The 23,068-nt window shown below is 65.4% G+C and carries 24 protein-coding genes; 14 read left to right on the plus strand and 10 right to left on the minus strand.

Annotation, left to right across the window (positions count from 1 at the left end; genetic code table 11):
• Positions 1-10 precede the first annotated feature (10 nt).
• From ACED67_RS11210 to ACED67_RS11235, 6 genes are all read left to right on the plus strand, one after another.
• Positions 11-1,108 carry an ABC transporter permease gene (locus ACED67_RS11210; protein WP_395541703.1) on the plus strand — a complete coding sequence of 366 codons (1,098 nt, stop codon included), beginning with the start codon at positions 11-13 and terminating at the stop codon, positions 1,106-1,108.
• Complete coding sequence (locus ACED67_RS11215; RefSeq protein ID WP_395541874.1) at positions 1,108-2,040, plus strand: ABC transporter permease; 933 nt, start codon at positions 1,108-1,110, stop codon at positions 2,038-2,040. The genes ACED67_RS11210 and ACED67_RS11215 overlap by 1 nt, the downstream gene beginning before the upstream one ends.
• Before the next feature lie 53 nt (positions 2,041-2,093).
• The gene (locus ACED67_RS11220; protein ID WP_395541704.1) at positions 2,094-3,185 is read left to right on the plus strand and encodes a BMP family ABC transporter substrate-binding protein; all 1,092 of its coding nucleotides are present in this window, start codon (positions 2,094-2,096) and stop codon (positions 3,183-3,185) included.
• A gap of 131 nt (positions 3,186-3,316) precedes the next feature.
• Complete coding sequence (locus ACED67_RS11225) at positions 3,317-4,390, plus strand: NAD(P)/FAD-dependent oxidoreductase (RefSeq protein WP_395541705.1); 1,074 nt, start codon at positions 3,317-3,319, stop codon at positions 4,388-4,390.
• Between the two features lie 75 nt (positions 4,391-4,465).
• Positions 4,466-5,281 carry a glycoside hydrolase family 25 protein gene (locus ACED67_RS11230; RefSeq protein ID WP_395541706.1) on the plus strand — a complete coding sequence of 272 codons (816 nt, stop codon included), beginning with the start codon at positions 4,466-4,468 and terminating at the stop codon, positions 5,279-5,281.
• Between the two features lie 74 nt (positions 5,282-5,355).
• Complete coding sequence (locus ACED67_RS11235) at positions 5,356-5,661, plus strand: Mpo1-like protein (RefSeq protein WP_395541707.1); 306 nt, start codon at positions 5,356-5,358, stop codon at positions 5,659-5,661.
• Between the two features lie 46 nt (positions 5,662-5,707).
• Here ACED67_RS11235 and ACED67_RS11240 read toward each other — a convergent pair whose 3' ends face one another.
• The gene (locus tag ACED67_RS11240) at positions 5,708-8,203 is read right to left on the minus strand and encodes a GcvT family protein (RefSeq protein ID WP_395541708.1); all 2,496 of its coding nucleotides are present in this window, start codon (positions 8,201-8,203) and stop codon (positions 5,708-5,710) included.
• Between the two features lie 217 nt (positions 8,204-8,420).
• Here ACED67_RS11240 and ACED67_RS11245 point away from each other — a divergent pair, with 217 nt between their 5' ends.
• From ACED67_RS11245 to ACED67_RS11260, 4 genes are all read left to right on the plus strand, one after another.
• Positions 8,421-9,728, plus strand: coding sequence for a C13 family peptidase (locus tag ACED67_RS11245; protein WP_395541709.1), 1,308 nt, complete (start codon positions 8,421-8,423; stop codon positions 9,726-9,728).
• A 65-nt stretch (positions 9,729-9,793) separates the two neighbouring features.
• Positions 9,794-10,159: a DUF2946 family protein gene (locus ACED67_RS11250; RefSeq protein ID WP_395541710.1), complete on the plus strand. Its 366-nt coding sequence runs from the start codon at positions 9,794-9,796 to the stop codon at positions 10,157-10,159.
• A gap of 42 nt (positions 10,160-10,201) precedes the next feature.
• Entirely contained in the window at positions 10,202-11,602 is a 1,401-nt protein-coding gene (locus ACED67_RS11255) for a PepSY-associated TM helix domain-containing protein (protein WP_395541711.1), read from the plus strand.
• Positions 11,603-11,809: 207 nt separating this feature from the next.
• On the plus strand, positions 11,810-12,754 hold the full coding sequence (locus ACED67_RS11260; protein ID WP_395541712.1) for a PRC-barrel domain-containing protein: 945 nt from the start codon (positions 11,810-11,812) through the stop codon (positions 12,752-12,754).
• Between the two features lie 54 nt (positions 12,755-12,808).
• On the opposite strand, the gene ACED67_RS11265 is transcribed toward ACED67_RS11260, so the two are convergent.
• The 4 genes from ACED67_RS11265 to ACED67_RS11280 all read right to left on the minus strand — a co-directional run bounded on the left by ACED67_RS11265 (position 12,809) and on the right by ACED67_RS11280 (position 16,051).
• Positions 12,809-13,846: a hypothetical protein gene (locus ACED67_RS11265; protein ID WP_395541713.1), complete on the minus strand. Its 1,038-nt coding sequence runs from the start codon at positions 13,844-13,846 to the stop codon at positions 12,809-12,811.
• Between the two features lie 102 nt (positions 13,847-13,948).
• Positions 13,949-14,743, minus strand: coding sequence for a metal ABC transporter permease (locus tag ACED67_RS11270; protein WP_395541876.1), 795 nt, complete (start codon positions 14,741-14,743; stop codon positions 13,949-13,951).
• Positions 14,736-15,524 carry an ATP-binding cassette domain-containing protein gene (locus ACED67_RS11275; protein ID WP_395541714.1) on the minus strand — a complete coding sequence of 263 codons (789 nt, stop codon included), beginning with the start codon at positions 15,522-15,524 and terminating at the stop codon, positions 14,736-14,738. Before ACED67_RS11275 ends, ACED67_RS11270 begins: the two co-directional genes overlap by 8 nt.
• A complete protein-coding gene (locus tag ACED67_RS11280; RefSeq protein WP_395541715.1) occupies positions 15,521-16,051 on the minus strand; it encodes a transcriptional repressor in 531 nt (176 codons plus the stop codon). Before ACED67_RS11280 ends, ACED67_RS11275 begins: the two co-directional genes overlap by 4 nt.
• Before the next feature lie 82 nt (positions 16,052-16,133).
• Between ACED67_RS11280 and ACED67_RS11285 the strand changes: the two genes are divergently transcribed.
• On the plus strand, positions 16,134-17,111 hold the full coding sequence (locus ACED67_RS11285; RefSeq protein ID WP_395541716.1) for a zinc ABC transporter substrate-binding protein: 978 nt from the start codon (positions 16,134-16,136) through the stop codon (positions 17,109-17,111).
• Between the two features lie 98 nt (positions 17,112-17,209).
• On the opposite strand, the gene ACED67_RS11290 is transcribed toward ACED67_RS11285, so the two are convergent.
• Entirely contained in the window at positions 17,210-18,193 is a 984-nt protein-coding gene (locus ACED67_RS11290; protein ID WP_395541717.1) for an adenosine kinase, read from the minus strand.
• The gene (gene nth / locus ACED67_RS11295) at positions 18,190-18,831 is read right to left on the minus strand and encodes an endonuclease III (protein WP_395541718.1); all 642 of its coding nucleotides are present in this window, start codon (positions 18,829-18,831) and stop codon (positions 18,190-18,192) included. The genes ACED67_RS11290 and nth overlap by 4 nt, the downstream gene beginning before the upstream one ends.
• 192 nt (positions 18,832-19,023) lie before the next feature.
• Between nth and ACED67_RS11300 the strand changes: the two genes are divergently transcribed.
• The 3 genes from ACED67_RS11300 to ACED67_RS11310 all read left to right on the plus strand — a co-directional run bounded on the left by ACED67_RS11300 (position 19,024) and on the right by ACED67_RS11310 (position 21,536).
• A complete protein-coding gene (locus ACED67_RS11300) occupies positions 19,024-19,860 on the plus strand; it encodes a methylated-DNA--[protein]-cysteine S-methyltransferase (protein WP_395541719.1) in 837 nt (278 codons plus the stop codon).
• A gap of 132 nt (positions 19,861-19,992) precedes the next feature.
• Positions 19,993-20,646, plus strand: coding sequence for a YiaD family glycine zipper/OmpA-like lipoprotein (locus ACED67_RS11305; RefSeq protein ID WP_395541720.1), 654 nt, complete (start codon positions 19,993-19,995; stop codon positions 20,644-20,646).
• A gap of 122 nt (positions 20,647-20,768) precedes the next feature.
• Positions 20,769-21,536 carry a FadR/GntR family transcriptional regulator gene (locus ACED67_RS11310; RefSeq protein ID WP_395541721.1) on the plus strand — a complete coding sequence of 256 codons (768 nt, stop codon included), beginning with the start codon at positions 20,769-20,771 and terminating at the stop codon, positions 21,534-21,536.
• A gap of 83 nt (positions 21,537-21,619) precedes the next feature.
• Here ACED67_RS11310 and ACED67_RS11315 read toward each other — a convergent pair whose 3' ends face one another.
• The 3 genes from ACED67_RS11315 to ACED67_RS11325 all read right to left on the minus strand — a co-directional run bounded on the left by ACED67_RS11315 (position 21,620) and on the right by ACED67_RS11325 (position 23,047).
• Positions 21,620-22,174, minus strand: coding sequence for a F0F1 ATP synthase subunit B (locus tag ACED67_RS11315; RefSeq protein ID WP_395541722.1), 555 nt, complete (start codon positions 22,172-22,174; stop codon positions 21,620-21,622).
• A 4-nt stretch (positions 22,175-22,178) separates the two neighbouring features.
• Positions 22,179-22,730 carry a F0F1 ATP synthase subunit B' gene (locus ACED67_RS11320; protein WP_395541723.1) on the minus strand — a complete coding sequence of 184 codons (552 nt, stop codon included), beginning with the start codon at positions 22,728-22,730 and terminating at the stop codon, positions 22,179-22,181.
• Positions 22,731-22,810: 80 nt separating this feature from the next.
• Complete coding sequence (locus ACED67_RS11325) at positions 22,811-23,047, minus strand: F0F1 ATP synthase subunit C (RefSeq protein WP_225026802.1); 237 nt, start codon at positions 23,045-23,047, stop codon at positions 22,811-22,813.
• Between the last annotated feature and the right edge of the window lie 21 nt (positions 23,048-23,068).

Consider the following 23,068-nt stretch of genomic DNA (forward strand, 5'->3'; position numbering starts at 1 on the left):
GACATGGCGCATGATCCGGCTTGAGAAACGGCCGACACCGTCGAAATTCTGGCTTTATGCCACGCCCATAGCAGCGGTTCTGCTGACGATGGTCGCGGGCGGGCTTTTGTTTGCTGCCATGGGCAAGAACCCCTTTGCGGTGATTAAGACCATTTTCTGGGACCCGGTCTTCGGCGAGTTTGCCTGGTATCTGCGCGGGCAGTTGCTGATCAAGGCGGGACCGCTGATCCTGATCGCCATCGGCCTTGCCCTGGGCTTTCGCGCCGGCATCTGGAACATCGGCGCCGAGGGGCAGTATATCATCGGTGCGATTGTCGGGGCCGGGGTGGGACTGGCCTTCTATCCAACGGAAAACCGGCTGATCTTTCCGGCGATGATCCTGGCCGGGGCCTTTGGCGGCTGGCTCTGGGGCATGATCCCGGCGATCCTGAAAACCTATTTCAATACAAGCGAGATCCTGGTCTCCTTGATGCTGGTCTATGTGGCCGAGACGATCCTCGCCAAAGCGGCGACCGGGTTTCTGCGCAACCCCGATGGCGCGGGCTTCCCCGGCAGCCGCAACTTCCGCAATTTCGAGGCGGCGAGCAATCCCGAGCTGATCGCCGGTTCGGGCCTGCATTGGGGCGGCGTCGCGGCCTTGGGCGTGGCGGTTCTGGCCTATATCCTGCTGACGCGCCATCTGCTGGGCTTCCAGATCAAGCTGGCGGGCCAGGCGCCGCGGGCGGCGCGGTTCCATGGCGTCAGCCCGGTGCGGCTGGTGCTGCTGTGCATGGGCATTTCCGGTGCCCTTGCCGGCATGGCGGGGCTGTTCGAGGTGACGGGCCCCGCAGGCCAGATCACCATCGATTTCAACACCGGCTATGGATTCACCGCGATCATCGTGGCCTTCCTGGGCCGGCTGAACCCTCTGGGCATCGTGCTGGCGGGGCTTTTGATGGCGCTGACCTATGTGGGCGGCGAAATGGCGAGCACCAATCTGGGCCTGCCGGCCGCGGCGATCCAGGTCTTCCAGGGGATGCTGCTGTTCTTCCTTCTGGCCGTCGATGTGCTGACAAATTACCGCCTCCGCCTTGGTGCGGGCGCGCCTGCGAAACTGGGGGCGAAATGATGGAGATCGGTGGCATCAATCTGGTCATTCTGGTTGCAAGCCTGATGGTCGCGGCCGTGCCGATCCTTCTGGCCGCCATCGGAGAACTGGTGGTCGAGCGGGCGGGGGTTCTGAACCTTGGCGTCGAGGGCATGATGATCATCGGCGCGATCGGTGGCTTCATCACCGCCGTCGGCACGGGCAGCCCGTTTCTGGGCTTTGTCGGCGGGGCGCTGGCGGGGGCGGGGCTTTCCGCGATCTTCGCGCTCTTGACCCAGGTCTTCCTGGCCAATCAGGTGGCGACGGGGCTGGCGCTGACCCTGTTCGGCCTGGGTGTCTCCTCGCTGGCCGGCCAGGGGTACAATGGCATCAAGCCGCCGCATACGCCGGATGTACCCTTCGGTCCGCTGGCGGATATTCCGGTTCTGGGGCCCATCCTTTTCTCGCATGACTGGGTGGTCTATTTCTCGATCGCGATGGTCGCGGCGGTGTGGTGGGTGCTGCGGTCGACCCGGATGGGGCTGATCTTGCGCGCGGTGGGCGAAAGCCATGATGCGGCCCATGCCCTGGGCTACAAGGTCAACCGCATTCGCCTGATGGCGATCCTGTTCGGCGGCGCGATGGCGGGGATGGGCGGAGCCTATGTCAGCTTGGTGCGTGTGCCGCAATGGGTGGACGGGATCACCGCGGGCGCGGGCTGGATCGCGCTGGCCATCGTGGTCTTTGCCAGCTGGAAACCCTGGCGCGCGCTGATCGGGGCCTATCTTTTCGGCGGCATCACCCAGCTTCAGCTGAGCCTTCAGGCTGCGGGAACGGCAATTCCTGTCGAGTACTTGTCGATGGCCCCCTATCTGATAACCATCCTCGTGCTGGTCATCATGTCCTCGGGTCGGGGACGGGCGGCGACGGGTGCACCTGCCGCTCTGGGACAGAATTTTCACGCTGCGCGCTAGGCGGGCATAACATGCAGGGTCGGCAAGACCCTGCCTCAACCGGGAGAACCTGAATGAAACGCAGAAACCTGCTGGCAAGTGCGGCCATGGGCCTGACCTTTGCGATGGCCGGCGGTGCCTTCGCGGCGGGCATGGACCATGTGAAAGCCTGCTTCATCTATGTCGGCCCGATCGGCGATGGCGGCTGGACCTTCCAGCACCATCAGGGCGCGCTGGCGGTGCAAGAGGCCTATGGCGACAAGGTCGAGATCCAGTATCAGGAAAGCGTGCCGGAAGGCGCCGACGCCGAACGGGTGCTGACCCAGATGGCGCTTGGCGGCTGCAACATCATCTTCTCCACCTCCTTCGGCTATATGGACCCGACCAATGCGGTCGCCGCCAAGTTCCCCGATGTGAAGTTCGAGCACGCCACCGGCTTCAAGCGCGAAAGCCCCAATGTCTCGACCTACAATGCCCGCTTCTATGAGGGCCGCGCTGTCGAGGGCGTGATCGCGGGCCGGATGACCAAGACCAACAAGATCGGCTATATCGGCTCTTTCCCGATCCCCGAAGTGATCATGGGCATCAACGCCTATTACCTGGCGGCGAAGAAGGTGAACCCGGATGTCGAATTGTCCGTGGTCTGGGCCTTCACTTGGTTCGACCCGGCGAAAGAGGCCGATGCCGCCAAGGCGCTGATCGATGCGGGCGTCGACGTGATCGCCAGCCATACCGATTCCACCGCGCCTCTGGCCGAAGCCGCCAAGACCAATGGCAAGGTGATCGGTTTTGGCCAGGCCTCGGACATGGAAGCCTACAAGCCCGCGCCGCGCGTGACCTCGATCATCGACAATTGGGGCCCCTATTACGTCAAGCGCGTGGGTGCGTTGCTGGACGGCACCTATGAGCAGGCCGATGCCTGGGAAGGCATAAAGGGCGGCGAAGTGCTGATCGGCGAGATCACCGATGCGGTGCCGGCCGACGTGAAGGCCGAGGCCGAGAAGCTGCGCGACGATATCGCGGCGGGCACGGTTCACCCCTTCACCGGGCCGATCAAGAAGCAGGATGGCAGCGACTGGCTGGCCGATGGCGCGACCGCGCCGGATGGCGACCTGCTGGGGATGAACTTCTATGTCGAAGGCATCTCGGGCGACATTCCGCAGTAAACCTGACGGAAAAGAACTGGGAAAGGCCCGCTCTGGCGGGCCTTTTTCCTTATGCCCCTGCGCCCGGCACGCGGCGCCTTGCCAAGCTGCGGCGGCTTTGATTGGTTGGCCCGCGCAGAGCGGAGGGGAAGATGCACGATTTCATCATCATCGGCGGGGGCATCGCCGGGATCTCGGCGGCAGCGCGACTGGCGCCCTTGGGATCGGTGCTGGTGCTTGAGGCCGAGGATGCCCTGGCCCACCATGCCTCGGGCCGGTCGGCCGCGCTTTATGAGCCGCATTACGGCAAGGCGCCGGTGGTGGCGCTGTCGCTGGCTTCGGGCGATTTCTTCCGTGGAATCGAGAATCTGCTGACGCCGCGCGGATTGATGCTTGTGGCGCGCGACGATCAGAAAGCCGCCTTCGACGCGGATGTGGCTGGCATGAAGTTCACGCCGATCCCGGTCGCGCAGGCCCGCGAAATCATTCCGATCCTGAACCCCGAGGTGGTGAGCATGGCGGCCCATGCCGCCCATGCCGAGGATATCGACACCGATCTTCTCATCCAGCATTTCGCGCGGATCGCCCGCAGCCATGGCGCCGAGATTGTGCTGAAGGCGCGGGTCTCGGGCATTGCCCGCACGGCGACGGGCTGGAGCGTCACCTGGCCGGGCGGCAGTGCCGAAGCCAAGCTGCTGGTCAATGCCGCCGGGGCCTGGGTGGATCAGGTGGCGCAGATGGCCGGGATCGCGCCCCTGGGCTTCACGCCGCTGCGCCGGTCGATGGCGCGCATCCCGGCACCGGTGGGCCTTGACGTATCCCGCTGGCCGATGCTGTTCGGGCCGGGCGAGGATTGGTATGCCAAGCCGGATGCAGGCGCGCTGATCGTCTCACCCGCCGAGGAAGACCCGCAGGAACCGCATGACGCCTGGGCCGATGACATGGTGCTGGCCGAGGGGCTGGCGCGCTATGAGGGCTTTGTAACCGAGCCGGTGACCCGGCTGATCGCCTCTTGGGCGGGCCTGCGCACCTTCGCGCCCGACCGGGTGCCGGTGATCGGCTTTGCGCCGCAGGACAAGGCGTTCTTCTGGTGCGCGGGCCAGGGCGGGTATGGCTTTCAATCCAGCGCCGGGGCCTCGCAGCTGGTCGCGGATCTGGTGGGCGGCACGACGCCGCAGATCGACGCGGCCACGGTGGCGGCGCTGTCGCCTGCGCGGTTTGCGTGATCCCGGGCGGGGCCTTCCGCCGAGCGGGAATTTGCAGGGGGTGACAGGGGCTTGGCCTTCGGCCAGCATGCGCGCATGACTCGCGCACTCCTCCTCCTTCTTCTTGCCCTGACGCTCTCTGCCTGCGGCGGCGCGCGTTCTCCTGCCACCCATGCCCCGGCGGCCCGGCCCGCCGTGCAGGTGCCGCCCGACATGGTGGTACCGCCGAACTTTGCCGATGCTGATCCGGTTGACAGCTGGGGCGGCGCGCCGCCGCAGGCCTATGCGGTGCACGGGATCGACGTGGCCAAGTATCAGCGCAATATCGACTGGGCCACGGCCCGGGCCAATGGCGTGAACTTCGCCTTCATCAAGGCGACCGAAGGCGGTGACCGCGTCGACGAGATGTTCAGGGAACATTGGCGCGAGGCGGGTCGCGCGGGCGTGCGGCGCGGGGCCTATCACTTCTACTACCATTGCCGCCCCGCCATCGAGCAGGCACGCTGGTTCATCCAGCATGTGCCGCGCACGGCGGGCGCCCTGCCCCCGGTTCTGGACATGGAATGGACGCCCTTCTCGCCCACCTGCACAATCCGCCGCGACGGGGCGACGATCCGGGCCGATGCCAAGATCTTCATCGCGGCCTTGACCCGGCATTACGGGCAGCGGCCGATCCTCTACACCTCGATCGACTTCTTCGAGGACAATGAGATGTGGAAGATCGAAGGGGCCGATTTCTGGCTGCGTGCCGTGGCGAAGCATCCGAAGGACCTTTACGCCGGTCACCCCTGGAGCTTCTGGCAATATACCTCGACCGGGCTGATCCCCGGCATCGCCGGCAAGGTCGACATCAACGTCTTTGCCGGAACTGCAGCGCAATGGGGGGCGTGGCTGGCCGCGCGGGGCCTGTGACCTGACGGAAGGCTTGCCGCGCCACCCGGCCCGGCCCTAGCCTTGGGCAGAGCGCCAAGGCGAGGGAGGGAGCCATGATTTCAGGGCGAAGCTGGGACGACTGGATCGCGCAATATGCGCAGAACCACCGCAACCGATGGAATCAGCTGACCCATGCAATCGGAATTCCATTGATCGTTCTGTCGATCGGGCTGGCCATTCTGTCGGTCTTTGTGACCGGTCTCTGGCCCTGGGCCCTGGCGCTGTTCGTGCTGGGCTGGATGCTGCAATTCATCGGCCATGCCATCGAAGGCAAGCCGCCTGAATTCTTCAAGGACTGGCGGTTTCTTCTGGTCGGCACGCGCTGGTGGTGGGCCAAGGTTTCCGGGCGGCTGAAATAGGAAGGGCCGCGCTTCAGGCGCGGCCCAAGTGACTGGCAGGATTCTGTTAACCGTCGATGCGGATGCGGGCGTTGGACGGGTCGAAAGGGCTGTCCTCGGTCACCACGGCATCCCATTCCTTCAGCAGCATCTTGACCTTCAGCTTGGTCCCCACCTCGGCCAGATCGCTGCGGACATAGCCCATGCCGATCTGCTTGCCGAAGGCCACCGAATAGCCGCCCGAGGTCAGGCGCCCCACCTTCTCGCCGCCGGACAGAAGCGCCTCTTTGCCCCAGGGATCGGTGTCGTCCGGCCCGTCGATCAGCACGGTCACGCATTTCGACCGGATGCCGATGGCGAGCATCGCCTCCTTGCCCTGGAAGTCCTTATTCAGGTCGACGAAACGGTCGAGCCCGGCTTCCAGCGGGGTCGCGTCGCGGCCCAGCTCGTTGCCGAAGGCGCGATAGCTTTTCTCCTGCCGCAGCCAGTTCTGGGCACGGGCGCCGACCAGCTTCATGCCATGCTTTTCGCCCGCCTTCAGCAGCTGCTCCCAAAGGTAGCGCTGCATCTCGATCGGGTGATGCAGTTCCCAGCCCAATTCGCCGGTATAGGCGACGCGGATCGCGTTGACCGGGCACATGCCCAGCTCGATCTTGCGGGCTGAAAGCCAGGGGAAGCGCTTGTTCGACAGCGCGGTGGCCGGGTCGGCATCCTTGATCAGTTCGGCCAGGATCTTGCGGCTGTTCGGACCGGCAAGGGCGAAGACGCCCCATTGGCTTGTGACATCATGGATCTCGATGGCGCCGAATTTGGGCGCCATGTCCTCGGCGCATTTCTTCAGGTAATCGGCGTCATAGGCCGTCCAGGCGCCCGCCGAGACGAGGTAATAGTCGTTCTCGCCGTTGCGCACGATGGTGTATTCGGTCCGCGTCGTGCCCTGGGGGGTCAGCGCATAGGTCAGGTTGATCCGCCCGACCTTGGGCAGCGCATTGCAGGTGAACCAGTCAAGGAAAGCCGTCGCCCCCGCGCCGCGCACGATATGCTTGGTGAAGGCGGTTGCGTCGATCAGACCGGCGGTCTCGCGGATCGCCTTGGCTTCCTCGACCGCATATTGCCACCAGCCGCCACGGCGGAAGCTGCGGGAATTGTGGTCGAAATCCTCGGGCGCGTTCAGCGGGCCGTAATAGATCGGGCGCTCCCAGCCATTGACCTGGCCGAATTGCGCGCCCAGCGCCTTCTGCCGGTCATAAACCGGGGCGGTGCGCAGCGGGCGGCAGGCTTCGCGTTCCTCATCCGGGTGGTGCAGGACGAAGACGTGATCGTAGCATTCCTCGTTCTTGCGCGCGGCATATTCGGTGGTCATCCAATTGCCGTAGCGCTTGGGGTCCAGCGAGGCCATGTCGATCTCGGCCTCGCCATTGACCATCATCTGCGCGAGATAATAGCCGGTGCCGCCCGCAGCGGTGATGCCGAAGGAGAAGCCTTCCGCCAGCCACATGTTGCGCAGGCCCGGCGCCGGTCCGACCAGCGGGTTGCCATCGGGCGTGTAGCAGATCGGGCCGTTGAAATCGTCCTTGAGTCCCACGGTCTCCGAGGAGGGAATCCGGTGGATCATCGACATGTATTCCGCTTCGATCCGTTCCAGATCCAGCGGGAACAGGTCGGCGCGGAAGGATTCCGGCACATCATACAGGAACCGGGCCGGAGCGCCCTTCTCGTAGGGTCCAAGGATCCAGCCGCCGCGCTCCTCGCGCACATACCATTTCGCGTCAGCATCGCGCAGGACGGGGTGCTGCGGATTGGTTTTGCGATACTCGACCAGCATCGGGTCGGGTTCGGTGACGATATACTGATGCTCGACCGGGATCGCCGGGATCTTGATGCCCAGCAGCTTGGCCGTCCGCTGTGCGTGGTTGCCGGTCGCGGTGACGACATGCTCGGCCACGATCTCGAACTTATCGTCCGAGGGCACCAGCCGCCCGCCCTGTTCCACCATCCGCGTGCAGGACACGACCCATTCACTGCCCGTCCAGCGATAGGCATCAACCTGGATGCGGCGTTCAATCGTCGCGCCCAACTGCCGCGCGCCCTTGGCCATGGCCTGGGTCACGTCGGCCGGATTGATATAGCCGTCCTGCGGGTGATAGAGCGCGCCGATCAGGTCATCGGTCCGCACCAGCGGCCAGCGCTCCTTGATCTCTTTGGGCGAGAGGAATTCGTGATAGACCCCGGCGGTTTCGGCCACCGAGGAATAAAGCATGTATTCGTCCATGCGTTCCTGGCGCTGCGCCATGCGCAGGTTGCCGACGACATAGAAGCCGGGATTGAGGCCGGTTTCCGCCTCGAGCCCCTTGTAGAAATCCACCGAGTATTTGTGGATATGGGTCGTGGCATAGGACATGTTGAACAAGGGCAGAAGGCCCGCCGCGTGCCAGGTCGAGCCCGAGGTCAACTCGTCCCGTTCCACCAGCATCGTGTCCCAGCCGGCCTTGGCAAGATGATAGGCGATGCCCGTCCCCACTGCCCCGCCGCCGACGACCAGCGCTTTCACATGCGTCTTCATGGACCCCGAGTCTCCTGCAAGATGGCTTGCTGCATATGTGCCAGAGTGCCGCCAAACCGGACAAGCCGGCCCGACAATCCGCGTCCGAAAACGACATGCGAAAACGACATGCGCGGATCGGCAGGCCCAGACCTATCGCCGAATTCCTGCCGCAAAGGGCGGGCAGTCTGCGGGAATGGCGAGCAGGCAAGGTCGGCCGCATCAGAGGTGCAGCGTGGTGACGAGTGAAGATCTGAAATCCTTGGGCAAAGTGCGACCGACGCTTCTTGCGATGGCCGCAATCGCGGCCTTCTGGGGCGGAGATGCATTGAGCCAATGGGTCTATTACGGGCCAGAGGCCGAATTCTCGGTCTGGGGTTTGCAGAGTCTCTTGGCGCGAACGCTGGTCCTGATGGCCGGGGTTCTGGCGGGTTGCCTGCTTCTGCGCCGGGTCTGGCTGTTGCCGATGGCGATCAGCGCGATTTTCGGCATGGCCGCCATCGTGAGCCCGTTGATCTGGGCCTGGTACGGCAGCCTGGACCATAGCCTCAGCCAGCGCGCCTTGCTGATGGTCTTCCTTGCGCAGTTCTTGCCGGGGGCCTTGTTGCTGCCCTGGTTGCTGCGGCGTCGCGGCCTGTCTCCCGCGCTGAGCATCCTGCCGATGTTCGGGCTTATCATCGCCCATGCCACGGTGGAACGGCGCCTTCCCTCAGAAGCGCTCTTCTATGTCGATAACGGGGACAGCGATTATGTCGAGATCGATCTAGAGGCGCTTTATGCCGCGCAGGACGGGCTGATGCAGGGCCAGATCGATGCGCTTGCCCCCCAAGAAGCGGGCGTGCCCGAGACCTATGCGCTGCTGCTGGGTGGAACCGCCTATCAATCGGTCTTTCGCTCGGAGGTCGAGAAGGTGGGCCCGATCCTGGATGCGGCATTGGGCACGGGCGGGCGGCAGATTGCGCTGGTGAACAGCGAGACTGCCGCCTTCGACTATCCGATGGCGAACCGCGCCAATCTGCGGCGCGGGCTCAAGGCGCTTGCCGAAAGGATGGGTCCCGAGGATATGGCTTTCCTGTTCTTGACGTCGCATGGCGGGAAAGATCTGTTTTCCTTGAGCTTCTGGCAGGCGCAGACCGGAAATCTGAGCGCACCCGAATTTGCCGAGATGCTGGACGACAGCGGGATCGGCCCGGCGGTGATCGTGCTTTCCGCGTGCTATTCGGGGTCGTTCATCGATGAAATCGCGCGGCCCGACCGGCTGATCATCACCGCAGCCGCAGCGGACCGCACCTCCTTCGGCTGCGCCGACGGGCGCGACTGGACCGAATTCGGGCAATCCTTCTTTGATCTTGCCTTGCGGCAAGAAGCCGACCCCCGACATGCCTTTCAAATCGCGGCGAAGGACGTCGCCAGCAAGGAATTCTGGCGCTTCTCAAAACGCAGCCTGCCGCAGATGGCCGAAGGCGAAAGTATTGGTCCGGTGATCGACGCCGTGATTGCAGCGCGGCCGCCACAAGAGCAAGAGGTCTCGACCCGCATGGATTGACCTGCGCCCGCGGCCCATCCTAGGCAGGCGGGATGGGTATGGGTCATCTCGCGAAGGCTCGGAACGTGGCGGGGTGGGTGCTTCTCCTCCCCTTCCTTCTGCTGTCCCTGATTGCTCCCGGCGTGATGCCTGACCGGGCCGCGGATGGCACGATGCTCTTGGTGCTGTGCACCGGCGACGGACCGGTCGAAATGCTGGTCGATCTGGCGACGGGCCAGCCGGTCGGGAAAACCCCGGACGGTAGCGACGACAAGAGCAACCATTGCGCCTGGGCCTGTGGCCAGATGACCATGGCAGGCCTATCCGCGCCCGCCCAGCCTCTGGCAGGACAGTCTCCTCGGCGTGCCGATGCGCCCCCTCCCCTGCTTTTGCTAGCGCTGGCCCATGCCACCGGCCTGCCCCCGGCCACGGGTCCGCCCATCACCGTGTGACGTTTCCGCAAGTTTCCGAAACTTCAGTCACGGATTTTACCGATGGATCAAACATCTTCCCGGGCAAACGCCCCGGCGGCCCCTGTTGCCGCGAACAAACTCTACTTCGCTGTCTGGCGCTGGCATTTCTATGCCGGGCTTTACGTCATCCCCTTTCTGATCATGCTGGCCGTGACCGGGCTGACAATGCTCTGGATCGCCGTCCTGGCGGGCATTGGCGCTGAACGGATGACCGTCACCCCCGGCGCGGCGCCACTGGCAGTTTCGGCCCTGCAGGCGGCAGCCGAGGCGGCCGTGCCCGGCGGTACCGCCACGCAATATGTGGCGCCGCTGGGCCCCGACCATGTCGCCGCCTTCGCCGTGGCAGCAGGCGACGCCACGACCGGCGTGGCGCTGAACCCCTATACCGGCGAGGTCTTGAAGGCCTTTCCCTGGCGGGCCGGTTGGTACGATCTGGCCAATGATATCCATGGCACGCTGCTGATCGGCACGACCGGAGACCGGCTGATCGAGGCGGCGGCAAGCCTTGGACTGCTGCTGGTCGTCTCGGGCCTCTATCTGCATTGGCCGCGCAGTGGCTCGGGATGGCGCCGGGCGCTTCTGCCCGGCGCGGCGCGCGGCCGGGCGCTGTGGAAAGGGCTGCATGGTGCCGTGGGAATGTGGATGTCGCTGGTCATGGTGCTGTTCCTGATCTCGGGCCTGAGCTGGTCAGGCGTCTGGGGTGAGAAGATCGTGCAGGCCTGGTCGACCTTTCCGGCCGAGAAATGGGATGCCCTGCCGCTGTCGGACGACAGCCATGCGGCGATGAACCATGGCAATGCCAAGGAAGTGCCCTGGGGTCTGGAGCAGACGCCGCTGCCCGCCTCGGGCTCGCTCGCCGGAACGCAGGCGATCTTCGGAACTGTCGATATCGACAGCGTCGCGGCCTATGCCGACGGGCTGGGTTTTGACCGTCGCTACCAGATCAATTTGCCGCGCAGCGACACCGGCATCTGGACGATCAGCCATGACAGCATGTCAAATGACGGGCCGGACCCGGCGGCGGATCGCACGATCCACATCGACCGCCATACCGGCAATGTGCTGGCCGATCTGCGCTATGCGGATTACTCGGCCTATGCCAAGGCGATGGCCTGGGGTGTTGCCTTTCATGAGGGCGATCTGGGGCTGTGGAACCTGATGCTCAACACCGCCTTCTGCCTGGCGATGATCTTCCTGCCGGTTTCGGGTCTGATCCTGTGGTGGAAACGCCGCCCGGCCGGCGTGGCGCGTCTGGCGGCCCCGCCACAGCCGGGCGACGTGCCCTTGGCAAAGGGGGCGATCCTGGCGGTGCTTGGCCTGTCCCTCGCCTTCCCGATGCTGGGCGTCGCGCTGCTGGTGGTGCTGGGGTTGGACCTTCTGGTCATTGCCCCCCTGCCCGTCTTGCGGCGACTTGTTTCCTGACAAGCGACAATCGGGCAGCAGCGTGTCACAGGACATTTTCTGTTGCACCCAACGCGAAGGCGGCGGGCCGGTTCCCCGGCCCGCCACAGAACCCGTTGAAAATATTGTTATCTCAACCCAAGAAACCCATTGCCTCCGCGAAGGTTGTCTCTCCGTAACAGGTGCCGCCCTGAAAAGGGCAGGCGCCGCTGTCAACGGAGAGATCCCATGAAGAAGCTGATCGTTTCCACCGCGCTGTCGTCGGTCCTTGCTCTTTCGGCCCTGCCGGTGCTGGCCCAGACCGCAGCCGACCCCGCCGCCTCGGCGCCCGAAGCGACCGCGCCGGCCGATACCGCCACCACCGCTGCCTCGCCATATCTGCCGGGTGTTCAGGATGGCGTCCGCGCTTCGGATTTCATTGGCAAGCGCGTCTATGTGACCGAGGCCGATACCTCGGGCCTGTCGGACACCGCGATCGCCCAGGCGAATGCCGATTGGGAAGATGCCGGCGAGATCAGTGATCTGATCATCTCGATGTCGGGCGATACCGAAGCCGTTCTGGTCGACTTCGGTGGCTTCCTGGGCATTGGCGAAAAGACCGTCGCCCTGTCGCTGAACGATCTGACCATGGTGCCGGATTCGAACAGCCCCGACGATTACTTCATCGTCTTCCACGGCTCGAAGGCAGAACTTGAAGCCGCGCCCACCTTTGACCCGGAAATGGTGTTCAGCGCTGCCGAACCGGCCGCTCCGGCCGAGGGCACCGTGACGGCGGATACCGATCCGGCCAGCCCCGAAACGGCCGTCGTGCCCGACATGACGGCCGATCCGGCCGCGACGGCGGCGACCGAAACCGAAGCGGCGCCGGCCGGTGAAATGGCGGCGGGCGAGGCGGTGGACCTTGCCGCCTGGGCCGAAGCTGACCTGATCGGCAAGCGCGTCTATGGCCCGGGCGACGAGGATGTCGGCGAAATTTCTTCGGTGTCGCTGGACGCGAACGGCAAGGTTGCCGCCGCCGTGGTCGATGTCGGTGGCTTCCTGGGGATGGGCGAAAAGCCCGTCGCTCTGGACAGCTCGATGCTGACGCTGGTCAAGGAAGCCGATGGCGACGTCTTCTTCCGCGTTGCGGCGACCCAGGAGCAGCTTGAGCAGATGCAGCCCTATGCGGGTTAAATCTGGCAGGTCCCAAGGGATCGCAAGGGGGCGCTTCGGCGCCCCCTTTTGCCGTCAATTGCCGATGCCGCCGCAGACCTTGCGGCCTCCCTCGGTCCGGCAATTCCCGTCAAAGCCGAAGCCGCTTCCCGTGCCGGGCAGTGAGGACTTGCCCGACTTGCCGGTCTCGAGACCCTTGCGCACCGCGATGACGGGCTCTTCCGGCGCAGCCCCGCCGGCGACCGCCTCGGCATCCGCCGCCTTGGCATCAAGCGCGGGCAGCCCTTCGGGTTCCGCTGCCTCTTGCATCGCCTTGCGTTCCGCCTCGCGCGCCTTGCGCGTCTCGCTGTCGATCACCGAAGCCAGCACGATCACCGGCACCTCGCCAAGCCCCGCGACCTTCTCCACCACATCGGCATTCATCGCGGGCACGTTCAGCGTTTCGAACAAAGTCAGCAGCTCTTGGTCGCTCATCGTGGCGGGGGCCAGGACGCGCAGGTGGATCTGCCCGCCTACATCGGCCAGAAAGACCCGTGCCGCCGCATCGGGCCCAAGCCGCGCCTCGCGCACTTCAAGCCCGCGCACCGCCATGAAATCCTTGCCCGCCACATCCAGGCTGGCCATCTGAAGCTGCATTTTCTGCGCCATCGCGGCCAGCGAAGTGAAGATGATGTCGGGATAGCGGACAAGCTCGACCACCACCTGGCGCGCGCCGTTCTGATAGGTCTGCGCCGCGCGTTCCACGCCCTTGCCCGCTTCCGGCAAGGCCGCCGACAGCACCAGTTCGCGCTCCTTCTCGCCCAGGCCCGGGGTCAGGAAGGGCTGGACATCGGCCTCTTCGGTCGGACGCAGGGTCCAGTCTTTCGGGGCTTTGGGCAGCATGGCAACCAGCGTCTCGGGCGGCGGGGCGACATCGCCTTCGGCCACATCGCCATCGCCCTGCACAAGAATCGCGACCATGCCGGTCCAGCCCTTCAAATAGCTGCCAAAGCCGATCGGCTCTGCCCCGGTCGCCACGATGCTGCGGTTCACCATCGTGTAATCAAAGGCCAGATAGCCCAGAAGCCCGATGGTCGAGAAGAAAAGCCCGAAGGCCAATCGCAGGGCTGCCATGCCGATGATCCGTTGCTCTGTTCCTTGTCTCTGCCCTGGGTTGTGGGCGAGAATTCGGGCAGGCTTCGGGCAAGGACGGGGCGCTTTGGTGCTTTCGCTGCGTCAGACCGCGCCGCGCAACCGCCCCAGCGTAGAAGAGGCGGCAAAGAAGGCGGCGGCGGCAACGATGATCGAGGGGCCGGCGGGCGTATCCTGCCAGAGCGAAAGCTGCAACCCGGCCAGCGATGACGCCGCGCCAATGCCGATCGCGCCCAGCGCCATCGCCTCGGGGCTGCGCGCAAGGCCGCGCGCCGCCGCCGCCGGGATGATCAGCATGGCCGCGATCAAAAGCGCGCCAACGATCTTCAGCGCCACCGCCACGGCCAGGGCCAGCGCCAGCACAAGGACCAGCCTTTCCCGTGCCGGGTTCAACCCGCTGGCATGCGCGAGGTCCTCGTTCAGCGTTGCGGTCAGCAGCGCCTGCCAGCGCCAGGCGATCAGCAGCAGCACCAGCGCCGCGCCACCCCAGATCAGGCCAAGATCGCTGCGCGAGACGGCCAGGATGTCCCCGAAGAGGTACGATGACAGGTCGTTCCGCACCGCCGGAAAGAAGCTGATGGCGACAAGGCCGAAGGCCAGCGCGGAATGGGCCAGCACGCCCAGCGTCGTGTCCATCGCCCAACCCCGCGCCGCCAGACCGGCCACGGTCAGCGCCATGGCCAGCGCCACGACCAGCGTGCCCAGCGTGATCGGCAGGTCCGCCGCCAGGGCCAGCGCGACACCCAGAATGGCGGCATGGGCGGTGGCATCGCCGAAATAGGCCATGCGCCGCCAGACCACGAAGGCCCCCAGGGGGCCCGTCGCCAGCGCCAGCCCCACCCCCGCCAATGCCGCGCGGACCAGGAAGTCGTCAAGCATGATGATGATGTCCGTGGTGGTGGGGATGGTCATGGCCGTGATGGTCATGGGCATGCGGATCTTCGGCGGGCCCGGCATGGTCATGGTCATGCTCGTGCCGATAGAGGGCCAGCGCGCCCTGCGTGCCCAACCCGAACAGCGCACGATATTCCGGCGCATCGGACACGACCTGCGGCGTGCCCTCGCAGCAGACATGGCCGTTCAGGCAGATCACCCGGTCGCTGGCCGCCATGACGACATGCAGATCATGGCTGACCATCAGGATGGCGCAGCCGGTTTCGGCCCGCACCTCCTCGATCAGCCGGTAGAAGGCGGCCTCGCCCGGCTGGTCCAGCCCTTGGGTCGGCTCGTCCAGCATCAGGACCTGCGGCTCGGCCAGAAGCGCGCGGGCCAGAAGCGCCCGCTGCATCTGCCCGCCCGACAGCGCCGCCATCTGCAAGCCGCTTTGCCCTTCCAGCCCGACCCGCTTCAGCACCGCCTGCGCCGCGGCGTCTGACACCCGCACCGGCAGCGACAGGAAGCGGCGCAGGGTGATCGGCAGGATGCGGTCGATCATCAGCCGCTGCGGCACATAACCGATGCGCAGACCCGGCGCGCGGGCGATGCGCCCCCCGGCCGCGGGAAGAATGCCCAGAAGCGCGCGCAGCAGCGTGGATTTGCCCGAACCGTTCGGCCCGACCACGGTGACGATCTCTCCCGGTTCCAGCGCCAGCGAGATGTCATGCAGCACCTCGGTCGCGCCATGGCGGACGCAAAGATGACTGGCGGCGATCAGGCTCATGCCTGCGCCTCCTTGCAACCGGGGCACAGGCCCAGCGCCTCGACCGTCGCACGTTCCACCACGAAGCCAAGCGTGGCGGCGGCGCTGTCCAGCGCGGCGCGGACCGGGGCGGCCGGCGCCTCGGCCACAGCATTGCAGGCGCGGCAGATCAGAAAGGCCGGGGCATGGGCTTCGCCCGGATGCATGCAGGCGGCAAAGGCGTTGAGACGCTGGATGCGATGAGCCAGGCCCTGCTCGACCAGAAAATCCAGCGCGCGATAGGCGACGGGCGGCTGGTTGCCAAAACCCTCGGCGGCCAGACGGTTCAAGACGTCATAGGCGCCCAGCGCCCGATGTTCTTCGAGCAGGATCTCGAGCACCCGCCGCCGCACCGGCGTCATCCGCACGCCCTGCGACGCAGCCAGCGCATCGGCGCGGTCCAGCACGTCCTGGGCGCAATGGGCGTGGTCGTGCGCCAGGAAGGCCGCGGCCGGATCGGCGCAGCCGGGGCAGTCATGGTCATGCGCGGGATCGGAGGACAGCGTCATGTCGCACCTCTTGACTTGTTATGGTATAACATAAATAGATGCTGTCCTGAGATTTGGAAAGACCCGGGACAGGACTCTCATGATGCGTTATATCATTGCACTTCTTCTGACCAGCACCACCTTTGGCGGAGCGGCACAGGCCGATGTGCCCCAGGTCGTGACCGATATTCTTCCGGTGCACTCTCTGGCGGCGGCGGTGATGGAGGGGCTGGGCGAGCCGCAGGTCCTGCTGGACAAGGGCGCCTCGCCGCACAGTTTCCAGATGCGACCCAGCCAGGCGGCGGCGGTGGCCGGGGCGGATCTGGTGATCTGGGTCGGGCCCGAGTTGACGCCCTGGCTCGACAAGGCGGTCGAGGCGCGCGGCGATCGCGCGGCGGTCCTTGGCCTTCTGGACGCACCGGGCACGGCGCTGCGCCAGTTCCAGGATGGCGAAGATCACGCCGATGAGGGGCATGAGGACCATGCCAGCGACGACCACGACCATGACCATGGCCACGATCATGGCGCCAATGCGAGCGGCGAAGACCACCCGCATGCCGGCACCGATCCCCATGCCTGGCTGGACCCTGCCAATGCCCGTGTCTGGGTTGCGGCGATCGCGGCAGAGCTGTCCCGCCTCGACCCCGACAATGCCGCCCGCTATGCCGAAAACGCAGCAAAGACCGTGCAAGCCATCAACGATGCGGATGCCGCGGCTAGGGCCGCGCTGGAGCCGGTGAAGGACCGGCCCTTCGTCGCCTTCCACGATGCCTATGGCTATTTCGCCGGAGCCTATGGCCTCACCATCGCAGGCACGATCGCCGCGGGCGATGCCGCCTCGCCCGGCGCGCGCCATCTGTCGGACCTTCGGGCCCAGATGCAGGCGGCAGGGCCGCTCTGCATCTTCCCGGAAGTGCAGCATGATCCGAAACTCGTGGCCCAGATGGCCGAGGCTGCAGGCACGAAACTCGGCGGCGCGCTCGATCCCGAGGGCGCGGGCATTGATCCCGGCCCCAAAGCCTGGGGCGCGATCCTGACCGGCATGGCCGACACAATCGCCACCTGCCTCAAGGACAACTGAGCGGCCTGCCTGCCTTCTTCTGTTCAAAAATATCCTGCGGGGAGGTCTGGAGGGGTGCAAAACCCCTCCAGGGCATCAACCCGCGCGCCGTCCTGCGGTCAGACCAGCCCTTCCTTCCGGAACAGCGCCAAAACATCCGCCTCTGGCCGCGCGCCGAAATGGCCGATCACCTCGGCCGCCGCCACACAGCCCATGCGGCCCGCAACGGCCAAGGGCGCGCCGGTCGCAAGGCCATAGATGAACCCGGCCGCGAACTGGTCGCCCGCGCCGGTAGCATCGACCGGGGTGACACGCCGCACCGGGACCACCGCTTTTTCCTCGCCCTGCACCAGCACGACGTCATGGCCGGACCTTGTGCAGACCACGGTGCCCGCATCGCGCGCCGCTTCTTCCAGCGCGGTGGACAGGTCCGCCTGATAGAGCGACGCCCATTCATGCTCGTTGCCGATGACGTAATCCAGGTCCCTCACCAGCCGGCGGAAACTGTCGCGGTGGCGGTCGACGCAGAACGGATCGGAGAGCGCGATCCCGGCCTTGCCGCCCGCGGCGCGGGTCAGGCGGGCAGCCTTCTCGAAGGCCTCTTTACCCTTGTCCTTGTCGTAGAGATAACCTTCCAGGAACAGGATCTCGGCCCGTCCCGCCACCGAATCCGACACGTCATCCGGCCCCAGTTCCGAAGAGATCCCGAGATAGGTGTTCATCGACCGCTCACCATCCGGCGCGACGAAGATCATGCTGCGCGAGGTGGGCAGCTCGCCCCCCGGCACGGGCGGATTGACGAAATCGGTGCCTTCCGCCGCCATCGACTGCGCATAGAACCGGCCCAACGCATCGTCATGGACCCGCCCGATAAAGGCCGTGCTCAGGCCCAACGCGCCGACGCCCGCCACCGTATTCGCGACCGAGCCGCCCGGCGCCTGGCGACGGTCTTTCATCGCGGCATAAAGCATCTCGCCCCGCTCGCGCTCGATGAGCTGCATGATGCCCTTCTGGATGCCCATAAGGTCGAGGAAACTGTCATCGGCGGTGGACAGCACATCGACGATGGCATTGCCGATGCCGATGACCTGATACTTCTTCATGTCTTGTCCTCGTAAAGGCACCAGTCCCGGATCGGGCAATCCGCGCAGCGGGGCTTGCGGGCGGTGCAGATATAGCGGCCGTGCAGGATCAGCCAGTGATGGGCGTGGCGCTGGAATTCGGCAGGGACATTGTCCTCAATGGCGCGCTCGACCGCCATTTCATCGCGGCCCGGCGCGATGCCGCTGCGGTTGCCGACGCGAAAGATATGGGTGTCGACCGCCTGGGCGGGTTGGCCGAACCACATGTTCAACACGACATTGGCTGTCTTGCGGCCCACGCCCGGCAGGGTCATCAGCGCGGCCCGGCTGGAGGGGACCTCGCCGCCATATACCTCGATCAGGCGCTGCGACAGCTTGATCACGTTCCTGGCCTTGTTACGGAAAAGGCCGATGGTCTTGATATGCTCGATCAGGGCCTCTTCGCCCAAGGCCAGCATCTTTTCGGGCGTATCAGCGATGGCGAACAACGCCCGCGTGGCCCGGTTCACCCCCTTGTCGGTTGCCTGGGCCGACAGGGCCACCGCAACCAGCAGGGTGAAGGCATTCACATGCTCCAGCTCGCCCTTCGGCTCGGGCTCGACCGCGTGAAAGGCGGCAAAGATGGATTGCATCGCGGGATAGTCAAGCTGACGGATCATGGCGACCATCTGCCATGGCGAGACGGCGCGCGACAAGGGATGAGCGGCGGATTAGCCGCAGGAATCGGGTCGAAAGTGCCACAGGATCGGCCTAACTCTTTCACGAGGCTCATCGAGCCCTTCAGGCCGTCTTCGCCACGCCGCGAAGCGGAACCCGGGGCTCGGCAAGCGACCCGATATAAGAGACCTGCCATGACCGACCAATCCTCCAGCTACCATTACGCCCTCATCGGCCGTGCGCTGAAGATCATCGATGCCGAACCCGGCCTCTCCCTGGATGGGTTGGCCGAACGGATGAACATGTCGCCCGCGCATTTCCAGCGCACCTTCAGCCAATGGGTCGGCGTCTCACCCAAGCGCTATCAGCAATATCTTTCGATCGGCCATGCCCGCCGCCTGCTGGCCGAACGCCACACCATGCTTTCGGCCAGCAACGAGCTTGGCCTCTCGGGCGCGGGCCGCCTGCATGACCTGTTCCTGACCTGGGAGGCGATGTCACCCGGCGATTATGCCCGCGGCGGCGCGGGGCTGACGATCCTGTGGGGCTGGTTTCCCAGCCCCTTCGGCCCGGCGCTGGTCATGAGCACCGACAAGGGTATCTGCGGCATCGGCTTTGCCGAGGAGATGGGCGCCGAGGCTGCGATGGAGGATCTGACCGCGCGCTGGCCCAAGGCCGAATATGTCGAGGATCCGATGGCGCTGGCGCCCTGGGTGCAATCGGCCTTTGGCGCAGAGCCGGGCAAGGTGACACCGCTGTATCTGATCGGCGCGCCCTTCCAGATCAAGGTCTGGGAGGCGCTTCTGGCCATTCCGACCGGCTATGTCACCACCTATGCCGAGATCGCGGGCGCCATCGGCCATCCCTCGGCGCATCGTGCCGTGGGCACCGCAGTCGGGCGCAATCCGATTTCCTTCCTGATCCCCTGCCATCGCGCCATCCGGCGTGACGGTGGCCTGGGTGGCTATCACTGGGGCCTGCCACGCAAGCGCGCCATCCTGGCCTGGGAAGCCGCGCGCACGGGGATGTGACGGCGAAAGCTTCGGCAGAAGATTGCCCAAGCATCGGCAAGGCTTTTCCCATCGTCATCGGCTGGTATAGGCTTGCCCCATCCCGGCCCCGGAGAAACCCGGTGCCGGCGCATCAAAAAGGGCAGTGATACCATGATGAAACTTCCTCTCGTGCTGGCCTTCGGCAGCGTCCTGATCACCACGGCCTGTGTCGACCCCAATGCCTATCCCGATGACCCCAATGCCCGCACCAAGAATGGCGCGATCATGGGCGGGATCCTGGGCGCGGCGGCCGGTGTCGCGATGTCGGATGGCGATGACAAGCTGAAGGGCGCGCTGCTGGGCGCGGCCGTGGGTGCCGGCACCGGCGCCTTGATCGGCCAGAACCTTGACCAGCAGGCGGCAGAGCTGCGCAGCCAGATGTCGCCCGGCGTGACCGTCACCAATCAAGGCGGCTATCTGGTCGTCAACATGCCGCAGGATCTGCTGTTTGCGACCGACAGCGCCACCCTGCGCCCTGACCTGAACGCCGATATCCGCGCCGTCGCCTCGAGCCTGCTGAAATACCCGAACAGCCGCATCGAGGTGGTCGGCCATACCGACAATACCGGCGCGGCCGCCTATAACCAGGACCTGTCGCAGCGCCGCGCCTCGTCGGTTGCCTCGGTTCTGCTGAATGCCGGCGTGCCCTCGGGCCGCGTCTCGGCCTATGGCCGCGGCGAGGATCAGCCGATTGCGTCGAACCTTACGGCCGAGGGCCGGGCGCAGAACCGCCGGGTCGAGATCATCATCCGCCCGATCAAGTAAGCGCGGCTCTGAACGGCCATACAGGGGTCTGCCTTCGGGCGGACCCCTTTTTCATATTGTGATCGCCTTTGGATTGGTCATTAATTCAAACCAATCCCCACAGGTCGGGGAGGGATGTGAAGATGCCGTTCCTCAAGGTCCAGCCCGAGAAGCTTTCCTCATCTGTCGTGCGCCAGATCGAGCAGTTGATCCTGCGCGGCATCCTGCGCCCCGGCGAACGCCTGCCCCCCGAGCGTGACCTTGCCGAGCGGCTGGGCGTGTCGCGCCCCAGCCTGCGCGATGCCATCGCCGAATTGTCGGATCATGGCCTGCTGACCAGCCGGGCCGGTTCGGGTGTGTTCGTGGCCGAAGTGCTTGGGTCGGCCTTCTCGCCCGCCCTGATCCAGTTGTTCGCCAGCCATGACGAGGCGGTCTTCGACTATATCGCCTTCCGCCGCGACATGGAGGCGCTGACTGCAGAACGAGCAGCGCGCTTTGGGTCGGACACCGATCTGAAAGTGGTGGATACGATCTATCGCAAGATGGAGGCGGCGCATCAGAAGCGCGATCCGACCGACGAGGCCGAGCTTGATGCCCAGTTCCACATGGCGATCATCGAAGCCAGCCACAACGTCATCATGCTGCACATGATGCGCTCGATGTTCGACCTGCTGCGTCAAGGCGTTTTCTACAACCGGCAGATGCTGTTCAAGAACCGCCTGACGCGCGATCACCTTCTGGACCAGCACCGGACGATGAATGCCGCGGTGCAGGCGCGCGATCCGGCGGCGGCGCGCGCGGCGGTCGAGGCGCATCTGGATTATGTGATCCAGTCGCTTCAGGACCAGTTGCGCGCCGAGCGGAACGAGGCCATCGCCCGCCAGAGGTTCGAGCACGAGCAAAGCCGTTAGGCCCGCGATTTTTCATCGAGCGTTTGAAATGGAAAACCCCCACGCCTCGCGGCGCGGGGGTGGTTCTTTCCCTAAGGACGCGATCAGTGCAGCTTGGCGCCGACCTGTTCGATGGCCGCATCGATCGAGGCGCTGGCGGCTTCGGCCGTCATTTGCTTCGACAGCACTTCCCCGGCCACGGAGACGGCAACACTGACCGCCCGTTCACGCACCTGGCGCAAGGCGGCGGCTTCGGCGCTGGCGATCTGCTCTTCGGCGGCCTGCAAGCGGCGCGCAATCGAATGCTGCAACTCCACCTTGGCCTTTTCGGCGGCGATCGACGCCTCTTCCTTGGCCGTGGCGATGATGCGATCGGTCTGCTCGGCCACGTCTTTCTGCTTCCGCTCATAGGAAGCCAGGACCGACTTGGCCTCTTCGCGCAGCGCGCGGGCCTCTTCAAGATCGGCCTTGATCTGCGCCGCACGGGCATCAAGCATCCCGGTCAGCTTGCCCGGCACGCCCATATAGACAAGGATGCCCAGGAAGACGAGGAAAGCGATCAGCACAACGAAGTTGGTGTTGTGCAGGCTGAAGAACGGACCCGAAGCCGCAAGGGCGGGGCTCGCCACCAGTGCGAAGAGAACGGAAAGCTTCTTCATCGCCTTATCCTTTCAGCCGCGCCGCGACGGCCGCATTGACCGTGCGGGCATCCGCCGAGCCGCCCAGCGCCGCGACGATTTCCTTGGCGGTGTCCTTAGCGACGGTTTCCACCGCCTCCAGGGCGCCGTCCCGGATCTCGGCCAGACGTTTCTCAGACTCGGTCGCCTTGGCCGAAATTTCGGCATCAGCCTTGGCGGTCGCCGCGTCGAGATCCTTCTGGATCTCGGCCCGGGCCGCCGCGATGATCTTGCCGGCTTCCGTCCGCGCCGTCGCCAGCGCGTCGTTGAACGCCTTCTCGGCGGCCACGGCCTTCTGCTTCAGCTCATCCGCCGCGGCGAGATCGTTGGTGATCGTGCCCTTGCGCTCGGCCAGGATCGCACCGATGCGCGGCAGCGCGACGCGCGACAGGATCAGGAACATCACGACCAGCGTGACGACCAGCCAGAACACCTGGTTCGGGATCCATTCGGCGCAAAGCTGCGGCATACCGATGGCACCGCCATGCGCATTGACGCAGGCGCCTGCGGCTTCTTCAAGGATTGGTTCTGTTGCCATCTTCGTCCCCCATGGACCCTTCGGACGCGGGAAGGCGCCGGTTACCCGGCGCCTGCCCTCTCAATGCGTCTTTTGCCGGATCAGACGGCGAACATCAGCAGAAGGGCGACCAGGAACGAGAAGATGCCCAGAGCTTCGGCGAAAGCGATGCCGACGAAGAGGTTGGCCATCTGCGACGGGGCCGCCGAAGGATTGCGCAGGGCACCGGCGAGGAAGTTGCCGGCAATGTGGCCCACGCCGATGCCGGCGCCGCCCAGACCCATCGTCGCCAGACCGGCGCCGATGAACTTGCCCATTTGTGCGAGTTCGCCTTCCATGATGAGTACTCCTGTTTTCTG

This window comes from Neotabrizicola paludis (assembly GCF_044142105.1).
Classification (GTDB): domain Bacteria; phylum Pseudomonadota; class Alphaproteobacteria; order Rhodobacterales; family Rhodobacteraceae; genus Pseudogemmobacter.